This window comes from Achromobacter sp. SLBN-14 (genome assembly GCF_006715415.1).
GTDB classification, from domain to species: Bacteria; Pseudomonadota; Gammaproteobacteria; order Burkholderiales; family Burkholderiaceae_B; genus Achromobacter; species Achromobacter mucicolens.
Genome location: NZ_VFNE01000001.1, coordinates 934300 through 949398 on the forward strand (window position 1 = coordinate 934300; position 15099 = coordinate 949398).

13 protein-coding genes are annotated in these 15099 nt (G+C 65.3%); 3 read left to right on the forward strand and 10 right to left on the reverse strand.

The window, feature by feature from the left end:
* Window positions 1–41: 41 nt before the first annotated feature.
* Entirely contained in the window at window positions 42–386 is a 345-nt protein-coding gene (locus FBY20_RS04275) for an antibiotic biosynthesis monooxygenase (RefSeq protein WP_056322000.1), read from the forward strand.
* Window positions 387–437: 51 nt separating this feature from the next.
* Here FBY20_RS04275 and ltaE read toward each other — a convergent pair whose 3' ends face one another.
* From ltaE to FBY20_RS04305, 6 genes are all read right to left on the reverse strand, one after another.
* A complete protein-coding gene (gene ltaE, locus FBY20_RS04280) occupies window positions 438–1448 on the reverse strand; it encodes a low-specificity L-threonine aldolase (protein ID WP_142050257.1) in 1011 nt (336 codons plus the stop codon).
* A 40-nt stretch (window positions 1449–1488) separates the two neighbouring features.
* Window positions 1489–2337 (reverse strand): DMT family transporter, encoded by an 849-nt coding sequence (locus FBY20_RS04285; RefSeq protein WP_142055800.1) that lies wholly within the window; start codon window positions 2335–2337, stop codon window positions 1489–1491.
* Window positions 2338–2503: 166 nt separating this feature from the next.
* Window positions 2504–4483: an acetate--CoA ligase gene (gene acs / locus FBY20_RS04290; protein ID WP_056321994.1), complete on the reverse strand. Its 1980-nt coding sequence runs from the start codon at window positions 4481–4483 to the stop codon at window positions 2504–2506.
* 327 nt (window positions 4484–4810) lie between these two features.
* A complete protein-coding gene (locus tag FBY20_RS04295; RefSeq protein ID WP_056321991.1) occupies window positions 4811–6151 on the reverse strand; it encodes an MFS transporter in 1341 nt (446 codons plus the stop codon).
* Window positions 6148–6555: a heme-binding protein gene (locus FBY20_RS04300; RefSeq protein ID WP_056321988.1), complete on the reverse strand. Its 408-nt coding sequence runs from the start codon at window positions 6553–6555 to the stop codon at window positions 6148–6150. The genes FBY20_RS04295 and FBY20_RS04300 overlap by 4 nt, the downstream gene beginning before the upstream one ends.
* Window positions 6552–8576 (reverse strand): propionate--CoA ligase, encoded by a 2025-nt coding sequence (locus tag FBY20_RS04305; RefSeq protein ID WP_255452234.1) that lies wholly within the window; start codon window positions 8574–8576, stop codon window positions 6552–6554. Before FBY20_RS04305 ends, FBY20_RS04300 begins: the two co-directional genes overlap by 4 nt.
* Before the next feature lie 154 nt (window positions 8577–8730).
* Between FBY20_RS04305 and FBY20_RS04310 the strand changes: the two genes are divergently transcribed.
* Window positions 8731–9390 carry a C40 family peptidase gene (locus FBY20_RS04310; protein ID WP_056321982.1) on the forward strand — a complete coding sequence of 220 codons (660 nt, stop codon included), beginning with the start codon at window positions 8731–8733 and terminating at the stop codon, window positions 9388–9390.
* A 194-nt stretch (window positions 9391–9584) separates the two neighbouring features.
* Here FBY20_RS04310 and FBY20_RS04315 read toward each other — a convergent pair whose 3' ends face one another.
* The 4 genes from FBY20_RS04315 to FBY20_RS04330 all read right to left on the reverse strand — a co-directional run bounded on the left by FBY20_RS04315 (window position 9585) and on the right by FBY20_RS04330 (window position 13961).
* Entirely contained in the window at window positions 9585–9908 is a 324-nt protein-coding gene (locus FBY20_RS04315; protein ID WP_035212827.1) for a DUF2325 domain-containing protein, read from the reverse strand.
* Between the two features lie 209 nt (window positions 9909–10117).
* Window positions 10118–11062, reverse strand: coding sequence for a CysB family HTH-type transcriptional regulator (locus tag FBY20_RS04320; protein WP_056321979.1), 945 nt, complete (start codon window positions 11060–11062; stop codon window positions 10118–10120).
* 94 nt (window positions 11063–11156) lie between these two features.
* On the reverse strand, window positions 11157–12650 hold the full coding sequence (locus FBY20_RS04325; RefSeq protein WP_056321975.1) for a CoA-acylating methylmalonate-semialdehyde dehydrogenase: 1494 nt from the start codon (window positions 12648–12650) through the stop codon (window positions 11157–11159).
* 93 nt (window positions 12651–12743) lie between these two features.
* Window positions 12744–13961, reverse strand: a complete 1218-nt coding sequence (locus tag FBY20_RS04330; protein ID WP_142050262.1) for an ABC transporter substrate-binding protein — start codon at window positions 13959–13961, stop codon at window positions 12744–12746.
* 214 nt (window positions 13962–14175) lie between these two features.
* Between FBY20_RS04330 and FBY20_RS04335 the strand changes: the two genes are divergently transcribed.
* Window positions 14176–15096 (forward strand): LysR family transcriptional regulator, encoded by a 921-nt coding sequence (locus FBY20_RS04335; protein WP_056321970.1) that lies wholly within the window; start codon window positions 14176–14178, stop codon window positions 15094–15096.
* Window positions 15097–15099 lie beyond the last annotated feature (3 nt).

Here is a 15099-nt window from a genome sequence, read left to right on the forward strand (position 1 = left end):
CGCCCGCGTGCCCCAGTTGGTTTTCCCGAGGACCACAACCGATGATTGCCGTGATATTCGAAGTCGAGCCCGCCCATGGCGACCCAGCTCCATACCTGGACATCGCCGCCGGCCTGATCGATGAACTGCGCACCGTGGACGGTTTCATTTCCGTCGAACGCTTTCAAAGCCTGTCCACGCCAGGCAAGCTGCTGTCGCTGTCATTCTGGCGCGACGAGGCGGCAGTCAAGCGCTGGCGTTCGCTGGAATCGCACCGCCGCGCCCAGCAGGCCGGGCGTGGCGGCGTGTTTCAGAACTACCGCCTGCGCGTTGCGCAGGTGCTGCGCGACTACGGCATGCAGGAGCGGGACGAGGCGCCCGCCGACAGCCGCCAGCGCCACGGGTGAAACGGCAGGGACGCGCTCGTCCGGAACGCCATCCCTTTGCCCCCGGACCGCCTACCGCAGCAGACGGCCCACCGTCTCGACCACGCGCCGCACGTCCTCGGCCGACACGTCCAAGTGCGTCACCAGGCGGGTCGGACCGCCGTAGACGGCGCGCATCAGGATGCCTTCCTTGCCCAGCGCCTCGGTCAGCGCGTCGCAGCGCGACGGCTCAAAGCGCGCAAACACCATGTTGGTGTCCTGGCTTAGCACGTCCACGCCCGGGATGGCGCGCAGGCCTTCGGCCAACAGGCGCGCATTGTCGTGATCCTGGGCCAGCCGTTCGACGTTGTGCTCCAGCGCGTACAGGCACGCGGCCGCCAGCACGCCCGCCTGGCGCAGCCCGCCGCCCAGCATCTTGCGCCAGCGATGCGCGCGTTCGATCAGTTCCTTGCTGCCGACCAGCACCGACCCGATCGGCGCGCCCAATCCCTTGGAAAAGCAGATGGACACCGTATCGAAGGGCGCGCAAAGCTCGGCCACGGGCTTGCCGCTTGCGACCGCCGCATTGAACACGCGCGCGCCGTCCAGGTGCGTGGAAAGCCCCTGCTCGCGCGCCCACGACGTGGCCGCCTGGATGTAGGCGGCCGGGATCAGCTTGCCGTGAAAGGTGTTCTCCAGCGCAAGCAGACGCGTGCGCGCAAAGTGCGGATCGCCTTTGGGCTTGACGGCCGCGGCCAGTTTTTCCAGCGGCAGGGATCCATCGGGCGCGTGCTCGATGGGTTGCGGCTGGATACTGCCCAGCACCGCCGCGCCGCCGCCTTCGTATTTGTAGGTATGGGCAAGCTGGCCAACCAGGTATTCGTCGCCGCGGTCGCAATGCGCCATCAGCGCGGCCAGGTTACTTTGCGTGCCCGACGGAAAGAACAGGCCGGCAGCCTTGCCGGTGCGCTCGGCCAGGGTTTTTTGCAGGCGGATCACGGTGGGATCGTCGCCCATCACGTCGTCGCCCACGGGGGCAGTGGCCATCGCCTGCAACATGGCGGCGCCGGGCCGGGTGACGGTATCGCTACGCAGATCAATCATGAAGGTTCCAGGAAAACGGGGAAACGGGAAGTCGGAAGGGTCAATCGGCTTTCGCTGCCGGCGCCGCGCGGCTGACGACAAAAATGCCCGCCAGGATCAGCGCCATGCCGCCCAGCTCGACCGGCGTGGGCCGCTCGGACAGGAATGCCCAGGCCAGCAGCATGGCCACGACCGGCACACCGAGGCTGGACAGGCCGGCGATCGACGCGGGCACGCGGCGCACGACCTGCAGCCACAACAGCCAGCCTGCCGCGGTGGCGATCAGCACAATGTATGTCATGCCGGCCCAGAGCTGCCAACCCCATTGGGCGGTCATCTGCGGCACCAGCCAGGCCACGGGCGTCATGACCAGGCCGCCGAACAGCATCTGCCAGGCGGTGAACGTCATCACATCCGGCGCGTGGCGATCGAACATGCGCTTGGACAACACCGTGCCCACGCCCCAGCACAGGCCGCTGCCCAGGCCCAGCAGCACGGGGCGGATGTCGCCCAGGCCGTTCCAGGGCTCGACGAAACAGACCAGCCCGACAGCAGCCAGCGCGATGCCGGCCGCGTGGCGGGCGGTGGGCCGCTCGCCCAGCAGCCACCAGGCAAACAGCACGACCCAGAACGGCATGGTGTACGCCATGAGCGACACCTTGCCCACCCCGCCGTCCACCAGCGCGGTCTGCACGAAGCCCTGGAATCCCGCAGTCTGCGTCAGGCCGATCAAGAGGGTCAGTTTCCAGGGCGGCATCGACAGCGGCCGGCGCGTTGCGATCGCCAGCGCGAAGAGCACCAGGCTGCCCACCACGTAGCGCAGCGCCACGAAGTCGAAGGGGCCGATGTAGGGGACGATCAGCTTCATCGCGATCCAGCTACCGGCCCAGACCAGGATGGTGCTGAACATCAGGGCAAGCCCTGCGCGATCGAAACTGCTGCTCACGGGTGTGGCTCCATGCGTGGGGATCTGGCGATCAGGAATGAAGACGCCCGTGCCGCAACATGCCGGCACGGGCGTCTTCATTATGCGCCTGTCGCGATGCAAATGGCCGGCGGGATCCGGCCCGATGCGACTACAGCGGCTTGGAGAGCTGCTCCAGGATGGCGGGATTTTCCAGCGTCGAGACGTCCTGCGTCACTTCCTCGCCCTTGGCGACCACGCGCAAGAGGCGGCGCATGATCTTGCCCGAACGCGTCTTGGGCAGGTTGTCGCCAAAACGGATGTCCTTGGGCTTGGCGATGGGGCCGATCTCGCGGGCCACCCAGTCGCGCAATTGCTTGGCGATGGCCTGGGCCTCCTCGCCTTCCGGCCGCGAACGCTTGAGCACCACGAAGGCCACCACGGCCTCGCCGGTCGTGTCGTCGGGACGGCCCACGACGGCGGCCTCGGCCACCATTTCGTGCGCCACGAGCGCCGATTCGACTTCCATCGTGCCCAGGCGGTGGCCCGACACGTTCAGGACGTCGTCGATGCGGCCCATGATCCAGAAGTAGCCGTCCGCATCGCGCTGCGCGCCATCGCCCGCCAGGTAATAGCCGCGCAGTTCGGCCGGGAAGTAGCTTTTCTTGAAGCGCTCCGGGTCGCCCCAGATGTTGCGGATCATGGCCGGCCATGGACGCTTGATGACCAGGAAGCCGCCATTGCCCTTTTCGACGTCGCCGCCGGTTTCATCGACGATGGCCGCGGCAATGCCCGGCAGGGGCAGCGTGCACGAGCCCGGCTTGGTGGGCGTGGCGCCCGGCAGCGGCGTGATCATGTGGCCGCCGGTCTCGGTCTGCCACCAGGTGTCCACGATGGGGCAGCGTTCGCGGCCCACGTTCTTGTGATACCAGATCCACGCTTCGGGATTGATGGGCTCGCCCACCGTGCCGATGATGCGCAGCGAGTCCAGGTCGAAATTCTTGGGGTGCGCTTCCGGCGTGGCCTCGGCAGCCTTGATCAGCGAACGGATCGCGGTGGGCGCGGTGTAGAACGTGGTGACCTTGTGGCGTGCGATCATGTCCCAGAAGCGGCCGGCGTTCGGATAGGTGGGCACGCCTTCGAAGACGATCTGCGTCAGGCCCGCGGCCAGCGGACCGTACGTGATGTACGTGTGGCCGGTGACCCAACCCACGTCCGCGGTGCACCAGTAGACGTCGTCCTTGCGCGCGTCGAAGGTCCATTTGACGGTCAGCAGCGCCCACAGCAGGTAGCCGGCGGACGAATGCTGCACGCCCTTGGGCTTGCCGGTCGAACCGGAGGTGTACAGGATGAAGAGCGGGTGCTCGGCATTGACCGGAACCGGCTCGCAGGTGTCGGGCTGGCCGTCCTCGACCTCGTGCATCCAGAGGTCGCGGCTGTCGTTCCATTGCACCTTGCCGCCCGTGCGGCGGTACACGACGACCTTCTTGACGGCCTCGCAGCCGCCCATGGCGATGGCCTCTTCGACGGCGGGCTTGAGCGGGATGGTCTTGCCGCCGCGCACCTGCTCGTCGGCGGTGATGATGAGCGAGGCGCCCACGTCGACGATGCGCTCCTGCAGGCTCTTGGCCGAGAAGCCGCCGAACACCACCGAGTGCGTCACACCCAGGCGCGCGCAGGCCTGCATGGCCACCACGGCTTCGATGGACATGGGCATGTAGATGATGGCGCGGTCGCCCTTCTTGTAGCCCAGCGCCGCCAGCCCGTTGGCGAAGCGGCACACGCGCGCCAGCAGTTCGCGGTAGGTCACCTTGTTGACCTTGCCGTCATCGGATTCGAAGATGATGGCGGTCTTGTCGGCGTTGCCGTTGGTCAAGTGGACGTCCAGGCAATTGGCCGAGACGTTCAGTTCGCCGTCGCCGAACCAGCGGTAGAACGGCGCGTCGGATTCGTCCAGGACCTGCGTGAACGGCTTGGTCCATTGCAGATTGTCGCGGGCCTGGCCGGCCCAGAATCCGTCGAAGTCGTTCTCGACCTGCGCGCACAGCGCGTTGTAGGCGTCCATGCTGGGAATCGCGGCACCCTGCGCGGCGCGCTCGGGCGGCGGAAACACGCGGTTTTCCACCAGGACGGACTGAATAGCGTTCGACATGATCTTGTCTCCAAACGGTGATTCTGTTGTTTATGCTGCTTTTTTATTACCCACCTGCAACCGTATCGCCGCGCTCTTACGGGCACCTTACGCAAAATGCGGGCCGGAGCCCGCAGATTGACGAGGCCCAAGGCGATGCGTCTGCGCCGGATCTGGGCAGGAAGACGCCCCAAGGCGCCAACCGGGCAGCATGCACAAGCCAACGGCGCGCCGTCACGCGGCGCGCCAACAATGCCAAGCAATCAGCATGCGCCGCCGCATCGAAACGCGCCGGCGCAAGGCAGTCCATAAGGATAGCAGCCGCATCAGGCTTGACGAATACGGCGTTCAGCCGGTCTGCCGGGCGAGGCCGCGTTTCATGTCCACCCGCGACAACAGGGCCAGTCCTCCGACGAAGAACAACCCTGTGACGAGGATGGCCAGGCGGTGATTGCCGTCCGTGCCCCACGTCACCAGCCCGTACGTCAACGGACCGATCACGGCGGCAAGCTGCACGGCAAAGGTCCACAGCGAATAGAACTCGGCCAGCCGGCCCGCGGGCGCCAAGGCGCCGGTCATGGCGCGGCCCGCGCTTTGCGTGGTGCCCATGCACAGACCGGCCAGCGCGGCCGCCACCCAGAACACGGGTGCGGTCACGGCCGAGTAGGCCACCAGCACCATCACGATCCACCCGGCCAGCGTGATGGCCAGCGCCGGTTTGTGGCCGATGCGGTCCTGCACGTAGCCGAACGAAAACGCCCCCGCCGCCGCGCCGATGTTCACCGTGAACACCAGCAGCATGATCTGCGGCGTGGTGAAGCCCATGACTTCGGACGCATACACGGCCGCCAGCGTGATCACGACGGAGATCCCGGCCTGGTAGCAGGCAATGCACATCAAGAGGCGGCGGAATTCCGGAAAGTGCAGACCCGTCTCGCGCCAGGCGTACGCCAGCCGCTTGAGCATGTGCAGCGCGGCCGGATTGCCCGGCTGCGGCCGAGCGCGCTCGCGCAGCAGGAAGAACGACGGCAGCGCAGCCAGCGCAAAGACAGACGCAGTGACCACGATGACCCACGGCACGAATTCTTCGGCGGTGGCGCCGCGGGCCTCAGCCAGCGTCACCACGACGAGCGACAGGCCCAGCGTCAGCATGCCGCCGCAATAGCCGAAGCTCCAGCCCCAGCCCGACACGCGGCCCAGTGCCTGCGGCCGGGCGAGTTCGGGCAGAAAGGCGGCGACCACGGACTCGCCCACGCAATAGCAGTAGTTGGACACGACGATGGCGGCCAGCGCGAGCCACACGTCTCCGGGCCCAGCCTGAGTGAGCACCAGCGTGGCGGCCACGCAGCCGATCGTGCTGGTGTAGAGCAGCCGCCGCTTGCTGGCCCGCGCATCGGCGCGCGCGCCCAGCGTGGGCATGGTCAGCATGATGAGCAGGTACGACAGCGACAGCGCCGCCGTCCAGGCCAGCGTGGCCCACGAGGCGCGGCCGCCCACCACGCCGACGAAATAGGTGCTGAAGACCGCCGTGAGGATCACGGTGGTGTAGCCGGAGTTCGCGAAGTCGTACATGGCCCAGGCCAGGACTTCGCGCCGGGTGACGCCCGGGTTCAGCGGACCGTCGCCCGCCCCCCGGGGTTCCTGCGCGGAAACGCCGCCCGGCGTTTCCGGCGGCTGCGCCTGGCTCATAGGCCCAGCGCGGCGATGCCTGCTTGTGCAATCTGCACGTCTTCGGTCGACTTCACGCCCGAGACGCCCACCGCGCCGATGACCTGGCCGTCGGCAATGACCGGAACGCCGCCCTCGAGCATGCCTTCGATCAGGGGCGCCGACAGGAACGAGTAGCGGCCGTTGTTGATGAGTTCTTCGTAGATGCGCGATTCGCGGCGGCCCAGCGCGGCCGTCTTGGCCTTGGCCGGCGCGATGTGCGACGAGATGGGAGCCGCATCGTCCAGTCGCAGCATGCCCAGCAGATGGCCGCCATCGTCGGTCACGGCGATGGTGACGGCCCACTTGTTCTGCAAGGCGTGTGCTTCGGCCGCGGCCAGGATCTTTTTGACGTCGTCGGCGCTCAGCACGGGTTTGGTTTTCATTGCAGTGACTCCTTGATCTGTTCGAGGGCGTTAGGGTCTTCCATGGTGGTCAGGTCGCCGGGATCGCGCGACTCGCATACCGCGACGATCGCGCGGCGCAGCACCTTGCCGGAACGGGTCTTGGGCAGCGCGCCCACGAACCGGATCCTGGCCGGCCTTGCCACCGCCCCAAGCTGTTCTTCCACCAGGCGCATGATATCGCCTTCCAGCTGCTTTGCCGCTTCCGGCGTGTCGGCGCCGGCGGGATTCTTCAGCACGGCAAACGCCATGGCGACCTGCCCCTTCAGCGGGTCGGCCACCCCCACCACCGCGCATTCGGCAATGCCGCTGTGGCTGTTGACGGATTCCTCGATTTCGCGCGTGCCCAACCGGTGTCCCGCCACGTTGATCACGTCGTCCGTACGGCCCAGGATGAACCAGTAGCCGTCGGCGTCCACCCGCCCCCAGTCGAAGGTCGAATACACCTGCCGGCCCGGAATCGACGTGAAATAGGTCTCGACGAAGCGCGCGTCGTCGCCCCAGATGGTGGACATGGCGCCGGGCGGCAGCGGCGGCACGATGGCCACCACGCCCTTCTGCTCAGGGCCCAGGTCTTCGCCGGTGGACTCGCTGACGATGCGCGCGTCAAAGCCGTAGACCGGGAACGAGGGGCTGCCGAACCGGGTGGGGACTTTTTCGATGCCGGGCTGCGCCGACAGGATCGGCCAGCCCGATTCCGTCTGCCAGTAGTTGTCGATGATGGGCTTGCCCAGCCCTTCGGAGATCCATTGCGCGGTCGGTTCGTCCAGCGGCTCCCCGGCCAGGTAGACCGCGCGCAGGGAGGACAGGTCATGCCGCTTGAGCAGCGCGGGATCCTGGCGCTTGAGCACGCGCACGGCCGTGGGCGCCGAGAAGAGCGTATTCACGCCGTACTGCTCGACCAGCTTCCAGAGGATCGCGCCATCCGGGCGCACGGGCGTCCCTTCGTACAGGATGGTCGATTGCCCGCCGATGAGCGGTCCGTAGACGATATAGGAATGCCCCACCACCCAGCCGATGTCGCTGGTGCAGAAATAGGTGTCGCCGGGACGGCCGTCGAACAGGTATTCCATGGACGAGGCCAGCGCCACGGCGTAGCCGCCGGTGTCGCGCTGCACGCCCTTGGGACGGCCGGTGGTGCCGGAGGTGTAAAGGATGTAGCTGGGCTCGGACGATTCCAGCCATTCGACGGGCACCCGGGCGCCGCGGTGGCGTTCGCGCAGCGTCGCGTAGTCCAGGTCGCGCCCGGCCACCGGCTCGAACGGCGCCAGGCCGCGATCGAACACCACCACCGACGCGGGCGGCGACTTGGCCAGGCCCAACGCACGGTCCAGCAGCGGCTTGTACGGCACGACCTTGCCGGCGCGCGAGCCGCCGTCCGTGCACACCACCACCTTGGGCGCGGCGTCGTCAATGCGCTGCGCGAGGTTCACGGATGCAAACCCGCCGAACACCACCGAGTGGACCGCGCCGATCCGGGCGCACGCCAGCATCGTGAACACCGCTTCGGGCACCATGGGCATGTAAAGCAGGACCCGGTCGCCGCGCCCCACCCCCAGTTCGCGCAGCATGGCGGCGGCGGCGTTCACTTCTTCAAAGACGTCCTGCCGCGTATAGACCTGTTCGCGATCCACTTCCGTGGACACCCAGATGAGGGCCGGCTTGTCCGCCTGCGTGGGCAGCCAGCGGTCTACCGCGTTGTGGCACAGGTTGGTGCGCCCGCCAACGAACCACTTGGCGAAGGGCGGACGCGAGAAGTCCAACACACTGTCAAATGGCGTTTCCCAGTGAATGCGCGTGGCCTCTTCGCGCCAGAACGCGTCGCGGTCATGAACCGAGCGATAGTGGAAATCCCGGGTTCTTTGCATGTTTGTCTCCTGGTATTGTTCATAGGCCTTAAGGCTGATTGATTTTTTGTCTAATCTTTTCAGCCATTCTGGTAGGCAAACCTTGCACGAGGCTTGCCGCAAGTCAAAAAATTCTTCCAGATGTCCACGCTGCATGGATATTTAGGGCCGTTACGTCACGAATCGGCCTTAAAAGTTTGGTAGAATCCCCGCGAAGTTGCACATAATTGTTGAATTTGCTGACATTTCAGCCCCATCCGCGGCTAAATCGCGGGTTTTTGCTGTCATTCAGTGATTCATCCCCAGGCGAATGCATCGACACTCCAACCCCGCGCGATTCAATTCAACCACTGGCCATGCAAAGCGCGGTCTGCGCATGCTCGCGTTGGTTGCTTGCTTTGCGGGTCTGGCCGGTTGTGCAAGCACTAGTCAAAAGTCAACCGCCCATACGTCCGAGATCGATCCCTACGAGATGGAATGGGTTGCCACCGCCGATGACCCGATCGGCATGCTGGTGGTCCAGAAATTCAAGCGTGAACGCCAGCGCACCCATTCGGGTGTCGGCAGCGACAACGCCATGGTCAGCGAAGCCCTGAATCACCTGGGCATCCGCTACCGCTTCGGCGGCAGCACCCCCGAAACCGGCTTTGACTGCAGCGGCCTGGTCGCTTACTCGGCCGAACGCGGTCTGGGCCTGAAGCTGCCCCGCAACGCCGCAGAAATCGCCCAGCAAGGCGTGGCCGTCGCCAAGAACGAACTCCAGGTCGGCGACCTCGTCTTCTTCAACACCATGGGCCGCCGCTATTCCCACGTTGGCATCTACCTGGGCGACGACCGCTTCGTGCATTCGCCCAGCGCCGGTGGCGTGGTGCGCGTCGAAAGCATGACCATGGCCTACTGGTCCAAGCGCTACAACGGCGCCCGCCGCCTGGACAACACCCTGATGGCGTCGGCCCGCGCGTCCAACTGACCGCCCTGCCGGACCCTGCCCGTCTTCTGGGCAACATCTTCGCACGCAGGCCAACCCGCCGCCATCGTCCAAATGCAAAACGCCGCCCGACTCTCCGTCCGGCGGCGTTTTTGTTTTTTCTCTTCGCGGCGGTCAGGCCGCAGGCCGTATCGGCCTCCCCAGTTTGTCTTGGATGCGCGGCAAGACGCGTCCCGTCAATGAACGGTGCCGGCGCGCGGGCACAAGCCGCATTGCTGCAGGGCTTGCTGCATGCTGCACACGGAACGGCGACACGCCACGACCCGGATGCCGCCGCGCTGCGCCGCGTTGCGGAAGGTCTTCATGACATTGTGGCCAAGAAAATCGGTCAGCAGAATGACCAGTTGCGTGCCGGAAGGCAGTTGCAACGTCTTCTTTTGATGCGAGGGATCGCGCCCGCTGATGTGATGCGTGATCGAGATGTTGTGACCTTTTAGCAGATCGGGAATATTGCCGAGGCGGTCGGCGCCCACTACCACTGCACTAAGTCCTGCCGTCATGATTTACCTCACTGGGTCGTTGAGCCTGGATGTAATGATAATGATTCCTATTTTTTCGTCAACTTAAATGAGATCAGTTCTTATTTAATTATTTTTATGAGCTTGTCGAAAGGGATAGCCGTCTCACCCTTCCCGCCTGAATCGCAGGCAAAAAAAACGCGACGTCGCAAGGACGTCGCGCTTTTTCACGCATGCTGCGGCGATGCGGGCTACTTCGGCGTGCCCTGCACCGCGTCGGTGACGACGGCCCGGGTCAGCGACGGCGCCAGCATCTCCAGGAAGGTGTAGACGTAGTCGCGCAGGAACACGCCCGCCTTCACGCCCACGCGCGTGGTATGCGTGCCGAACAGGTGCCCCACGGGCAGGCCGACCAGATTCGAGTCGCGGCGCGGATCATAGGCAACGCCTGCGATGATGCCGATGCCCAGGCCCACGTCCACGTAGGTCTTGATCACATCGGCGTCGATCGCTTCGAGCACGATATCCGGATGAATGCCCTGGTTGGCGAAGATCTCGTCGATCGTGCTGCGGCCGGTAAAGGCCCGGTCGTAGGTCACGATGGGGTATTCGGCCAGTTGCGCCAGCGACAGGCGCTTGGCGGCGCTGGAGGTCAGCTCGGCCAGCGGATGATCGGGCCGCACCACCACCGTGTGCTCCCACGCGTAGACCGGCAGCGTGGCCAGGCCCGGCGTCAGCGCCAGCGACTCGGTCGCCAGCGCCAGATCCGCCTGTTCATGCAGCACCATTTCGGCCAGCTGGGCGGGGCTGCCCTCGGCCAGCGACAGGTGAACCTTGGGGAACTGCTTGCGGAACGCGGGGATCACGCGGGGCAGCAGATAGCGCGCCTGCGTGTGGGTGCAGGCAATGACCAGGCCGCCTTCGTCGCGGCGTGCGAATTCGTCGCTGACTTTTTTCAGGTTGTCGACCTCGCGCATGATGCGGTCGATCACCTGCGAAACGGCCAGGCCGGGCTTGGTCAGCCCCTTGATGCGCTTGCCATGACGTTCGAAGATCTTGATGCCCAGCTCGTCCTCGAACTCGATGATGGCCTTCGAAACGCCGGGCTGCGACGTGTAGAGCATCCGGGCGGCTTCAGTCAGGTTGAAGTCGCGCCGGATGGTTTCACGCACGAAACGAAATTGCTGGAGGTTCATTAATTGGCCCCTGATAGACGGGCCAATTATAAGTAATAAGAACGCCTTGCTATATGAATTATCGATATAAGCTTAGGAGCAAGGCGTCCCTCTTTCAGCGCATCGAGATCGTGGTGTTCACGGTCTTGGCGTGTGCCGACCAGCGCGCGGTCACAGTTTTGGTCTGCGTCCAGAACTGCACCGCCTGCTTGCCGTTGGGGCCCAGGTCGCCCAGCTTGGAGCCGCGCGAACCCGTGAAGCTGAACCACGCCACGGGCACAGGGATAGGCACGTTGATGCCCACCTGCCCCACGTCGATGTTGTTCTGGAAGTAGCGCGCCGCGCCCCCGTCCTGCGTGAACAGCGCGACGCCGTTGCCGTTGGGGTTGCGGTTGATGAACGCCACCGCGTCTTCCAGGGTCTCGACACCGACGCAGCACAGGACCGGCCCGAAGATTTCTTCCGTGTAGATGGTCATGTTCTCGGCGACGCCGTCGAACACGGTCGGGCCGACGAAGTTGCCTTCCTCGAAGCCAGCCACCTTCAGGTTGCGGCCGTCCAGCAACAGCTTGGCGCCTTCGTCCACGCCCTTCTGGATCAGGCTTTCGACGCGCTTCTTGGCGTTGGGCGACACCAGCGGACCCAGGTCGGCTTCGCGATCCGTGCCCGCGTTGACCTTGAGCTTCTTGGCGCGCTCGACGAAGTCGGGCAGCCAATTGCGGGCTTCGCCCACCAGCACCGCCACGGACGAGGCCATGCAGCGCTGGCCGGCCGCGCCAAAGGCGGCGCCCAGCAGCTGGTTCAGCGCCACTTCGGGATCGGCATCCGGCAGGACCACGCAGTGGTTCTTCGCGCCCATCATGGACTGGCAGCGCTTGCCGGCGGCCGACGCGCGGTTGTAGATCTCGGTGCCCACGCGGGTCGAGCCGATGAACGACACTGCCTTGATGTCGGGGTGCTCGCACAGGCCGTTGGCCGTTTCAGGACCGCCGTGCACCACGTTCAGCACGCCCGGCGGCAGGCCGGCTTCCAGCGCCAATTCCGCCAGGAACAGCGACGACGTCGGATCCTGCTCAGAAGGCTTCAACACGAACGTGTTGCCGCACGCCACGGCGATGGGGAACATGAAGCACGGCAGCATGACCGGGAAGTTGAACGCGGTGATGCCCGCGCACACGCCCAGCGGCTGGATCAGGGTGTAGACATCGATGCCGGACGCCGCGTTCTCCGCGTACTCGCCCAGTTGCAGGTTGGCAATCGAGCAGGCGTGCTCGACCACTTCCAGGCCGCGGCCGACTTCACCCTCGGCGTCCGGCAGCGTCTTGCCGTGTTCGCGGGTGATCATCTCGGCCAGCTTGCCGGTATTGGCGCGCAGCAGTTCCTGGAACTTGAGCATGACGCGCATGCGCGTGCCCTGCCCGGCGTTGCGCCAGGTCTTGAAGGCCTCCTTGGCGTTGGAGACGGCCAGGTCCAGTTCTTCGCGCGTGGCGAAGGGCACCTTGGCAACGACCTCCTGGGTGGCGGGGTTGATCACGTCTCGCCATTCGGTGGTTTTGGACTGCACAAGCTTGCCGCCGATCAGTAGCGGAACGCGCGGGACTTCACTCATTTTGTTGCTCCTCACACTGCGTAGTCGATGCGGATGAAAATCCGCGTTCTTGGATCGAGCCGCGCCCGCGGGACAGCGCCCACGGGCTTGACGCTATTTCTTCACCAGCGGGCAGGTCGAATCGGCCAGGGGCTGGAAGGCTTCGGCCGCCGGAATGGTGGCCACCAGCTTGGAATAGTCCCAGCCACCCTTGGAGTCCGCGGGCTTCTTGACTTCGTACAGGTACATATCGTGGATCACGCGGCCGTCAGGGCGGATCGACGCATTGCGCATGATGGGATCCTTGATGGGAATCTCGCGCATCTTGTCGGCGACGACCTTGCCGTCGGTGCTGTTGGCGGCGGCCACCGCGCGCAGGTAATGCAGCACGCTGGAATACACGCCCGCCTGCGTCATCGTGGGCTTCAGGCCGCGGAACGCCTTCTCGAAGCGCCCCGACCACTCACGCGTGGCGTCGTCGTAATCCCAGTAAAAACCATCCACGTAAGACAGCCCCTGCGCGTTCTCCAGGCCGAGCGCACGCAGGTCCGACAGGAAGATGAGCAGGGAAACCAGCCGCTGCCCGCCTGCCACGATGCCGAACTCGCGCGCCTGCTTGACCGCATTGACGGTGTCCTGGCCGCCATTGGCCAGCGCCACCACCTGCGCCTTGGAGCTCTGCGCCTGCAGCAGATAGGACGCGAAGTCGGGCGCGTTCAGCGGGTGGCGGACATTGCCGGCCACCGTGCCGCCCAGCGCCTTCACCGCCTTGGCCGTGTCGGCTTCCAGCGAGTGGCCGAACGCGTAGTCGACGGTAATGAAGAACCAGGACTTGCCGCCCTCGCGCACGGTGGCCTTGGCGCCGCCCGCCGACTGCGAGTAGGTGTCGAACATCCAGTGAAAGCCGACCGGGGAGCAGTCCTTGTTGGTCAACGCCGTGGTGGCCGGGCCGGAGAACATCACGACCTTGTTCTTTTCACGGGCAATGCCCTGCACGGCGAGCGCGACCGCGGAATTGGTGAGGTCGGCAATGGCGGTGACGCCGTCGCGGTCGAACCATTCGCGCGCCCGGGCGGCGCCCACGTCGGCCTTGTTCTGGTTGTCCGCGGACACCAGCTCGATCTTCATGCCCTTGCACTCCGCGGCAAGGCAGTCGTCGATGGCCAATTGCGCCGCCGCGACCGAGCCTGCGCCCCCCATGCCGGCGTAGGTGCCGGACATATCCGTCAGAATGCCGATCTTCACTGGCGGCTTGTCCGCCGCATGGGCCTGCCCAATCAAACCGGCGCCCAGACACAAGCCTGCGGCGAGCCCGCGTGCGTGCAATTTCATGGATTTGTCTCCTGAGTTTTTATGCGCTGAGTAGTAGCGTTGTGGCGCCGTCTTCGCGGCTTGCGGTCCCAGGGCATAGCCCAAGGCCAGCCGAACCAGTGTAGATGTGTGAAAATCAACAAGCAACACCAGAAATGCACATTCCTTGTGCATTCATGCACATACAAAAATGTCGCTGGCGCAACGTGCTGCCGGGGGCCTGGAGCGACGGATCTTGCTTGATTGGGACAGCCTGCGGTATTTCCTGGAAGTGGCCCGCACCCAGCGCGTCAGCGCCGCGGCGCGCAAGCTGGGCGTGGAGCACACCACCGTGTCGCGCCGGATCCGGGCCCTGGAAACCGAACTGGATACGCTGCTATTCGAGAAGTCGCGCAGCGCGGGGTTCGTGCTGACGGACGACGGCCAGCGCCTCTTCGTCCACGCCGAGCAAATGGAAAGCGTGGTGCACACGGCGCGCGAAAACCTGTCCGGCATCGGACAGGCGTTGTCGGGTCACCTGCGCATCGGCGCCACCGAAGGCTTCGGCAGCTACGTGTTGACCCCTCTCGCGGCCGACTTCCAGCGGCGCTATCCGCACATCACGCTGGACATCCTGCCCGTGCCGCGCTTTGTCAGCCTGTCCAAGCGCGAAGCGGACCTGGCCATCACCATCGAGCGGCCGCAGCGCGGGCCGTACGTATGCAGCAAGCTGTGCGACTACACCCTGCGGCTGTACGGCACGCCGGGTTATCTGGCCAACCATGCGCCCATCACTCGCCGCGAAGACCTGGCGGACCACACGTTCATCGGCTATGTGGACGAGCTGTTGTTCAGCGAGCGCCTGCGCTATCTGGAAGACCTGCTGCCGGCAAGCAAGGTGGTGTTGCGCAGCACGAGCGTCGTGGCCCAATACCACGCGGCGCTGCAGGGCCAGTCGCTCGCCATCCTGCCGTGCTTCATCGCGGCTCAGGATCCGCGGCTAAAGCCGGTGCTGGAAGACGAGATCGCCATCACGCGCTCGTTCTGGATGTATTGCCATGAAGACCTGCGCAAGCTCAAGCGCGTGACCGCGCTGTGGGACTTCATCCGCAAATCGGTCTTGAGAAACGCCGACCTGCTGGCAGGCCGGCGCGGGACGATGAAGTATCTGCCCTGACAG

What these genes read in the sequence shown, in the direction of transcription:
- FBY20_RS04275 (WP_056322000.1), top strand. Translation starts at nt 42, where the DNA reads ATGATTGCCGTGATATTCGAAGTCGAGCCCGCCCATGGCGACCCAGCT.
- ltaE (WP_142050257.1), bottom strand. Translation starts at nt 1,448, where the DNA reads ATGATTGATCTGCGTAGCGATACCGTCACCCGGCCCGGCGCCGCCATG.
- FBY20_RS04285 (WP_142055800.1), bottom strand. Translation starts at nt 2,337, where the DNA reads ATGTTCAGCACCATCCTGGTCTGGGCCGGTAGCTGGATCGCGATGAAG.
- acs (WP_056321994.1), bottom strand. Translation starts at nt 4,483, where the DNA reads ATGTCGAACGCTATTCAGTCCGTCCTGGTGGAAAACCGCGTGTTTCCG.
- FBY20_RS04295 (WP_056321991.1), bottom strand. Translation starts at nt 6,151, where the DNA reads ATGAGCCAGGCGCAGCCGCCGGAAACGCCGGGCGGCGTTTCCGCGCAG.
- FBY20_RS04300 (WP_056321988.1), bottom strand. Translation starts at nt 6,555, where the DNA reads ATGAAAACCAAACCCGTGCTGAGCGCCGACGACGTCAAAAAGATCCTG.
- FBY20_RS04305 (WP_255452234.1), bottom strand. Translation starts at nt 8,576, where the DNA reads ATGCAGCGTGGACATCTGGAAGAATTTTTTGACTTGCGGCAAGCCTCG.
- FBY20_RS04310 (WP_056321982.1), top strand. Translation starts at nt 8,731, where the DNA reads ATGCATCGACACTCCAACCCCGCGCGATTCAATTCAACCACTGGCCAT.
- FBY20_RS04315 (WP_035212827.1), bottom strand. Translation starts at nt 9,908, where the DNA reads ATGACGGCAGGACTTAGTGCAGTGGTAGTGGGCGCCGACCGCCTCGGC.
- FBY20_RS04320 (WP_056321979.1), bottom strand. Translation starts at nt 11,062, where the DNA reads ATGAACCTCCAGCAATTTCGTTTCGTGCGTGAAACCATCCGGCGCGAC.
- FBY20_RS04325 (WP_056321975.1), bottom strand. Translation starts at nt 12,650, where the DNA reads ATGAGTGAAGTCCCGCGCGTTCCGCTACTGATCGGCGGCAAGCTTGTG.
- FBY20_RS04330 (WP_142050262.1), bottom strand. Translation starts at nt 13,961, where the DNA reads ATGAAATTGCACGCACGCGGGCTCGCCGCAGGCTTGTGTCTGGGCGCC.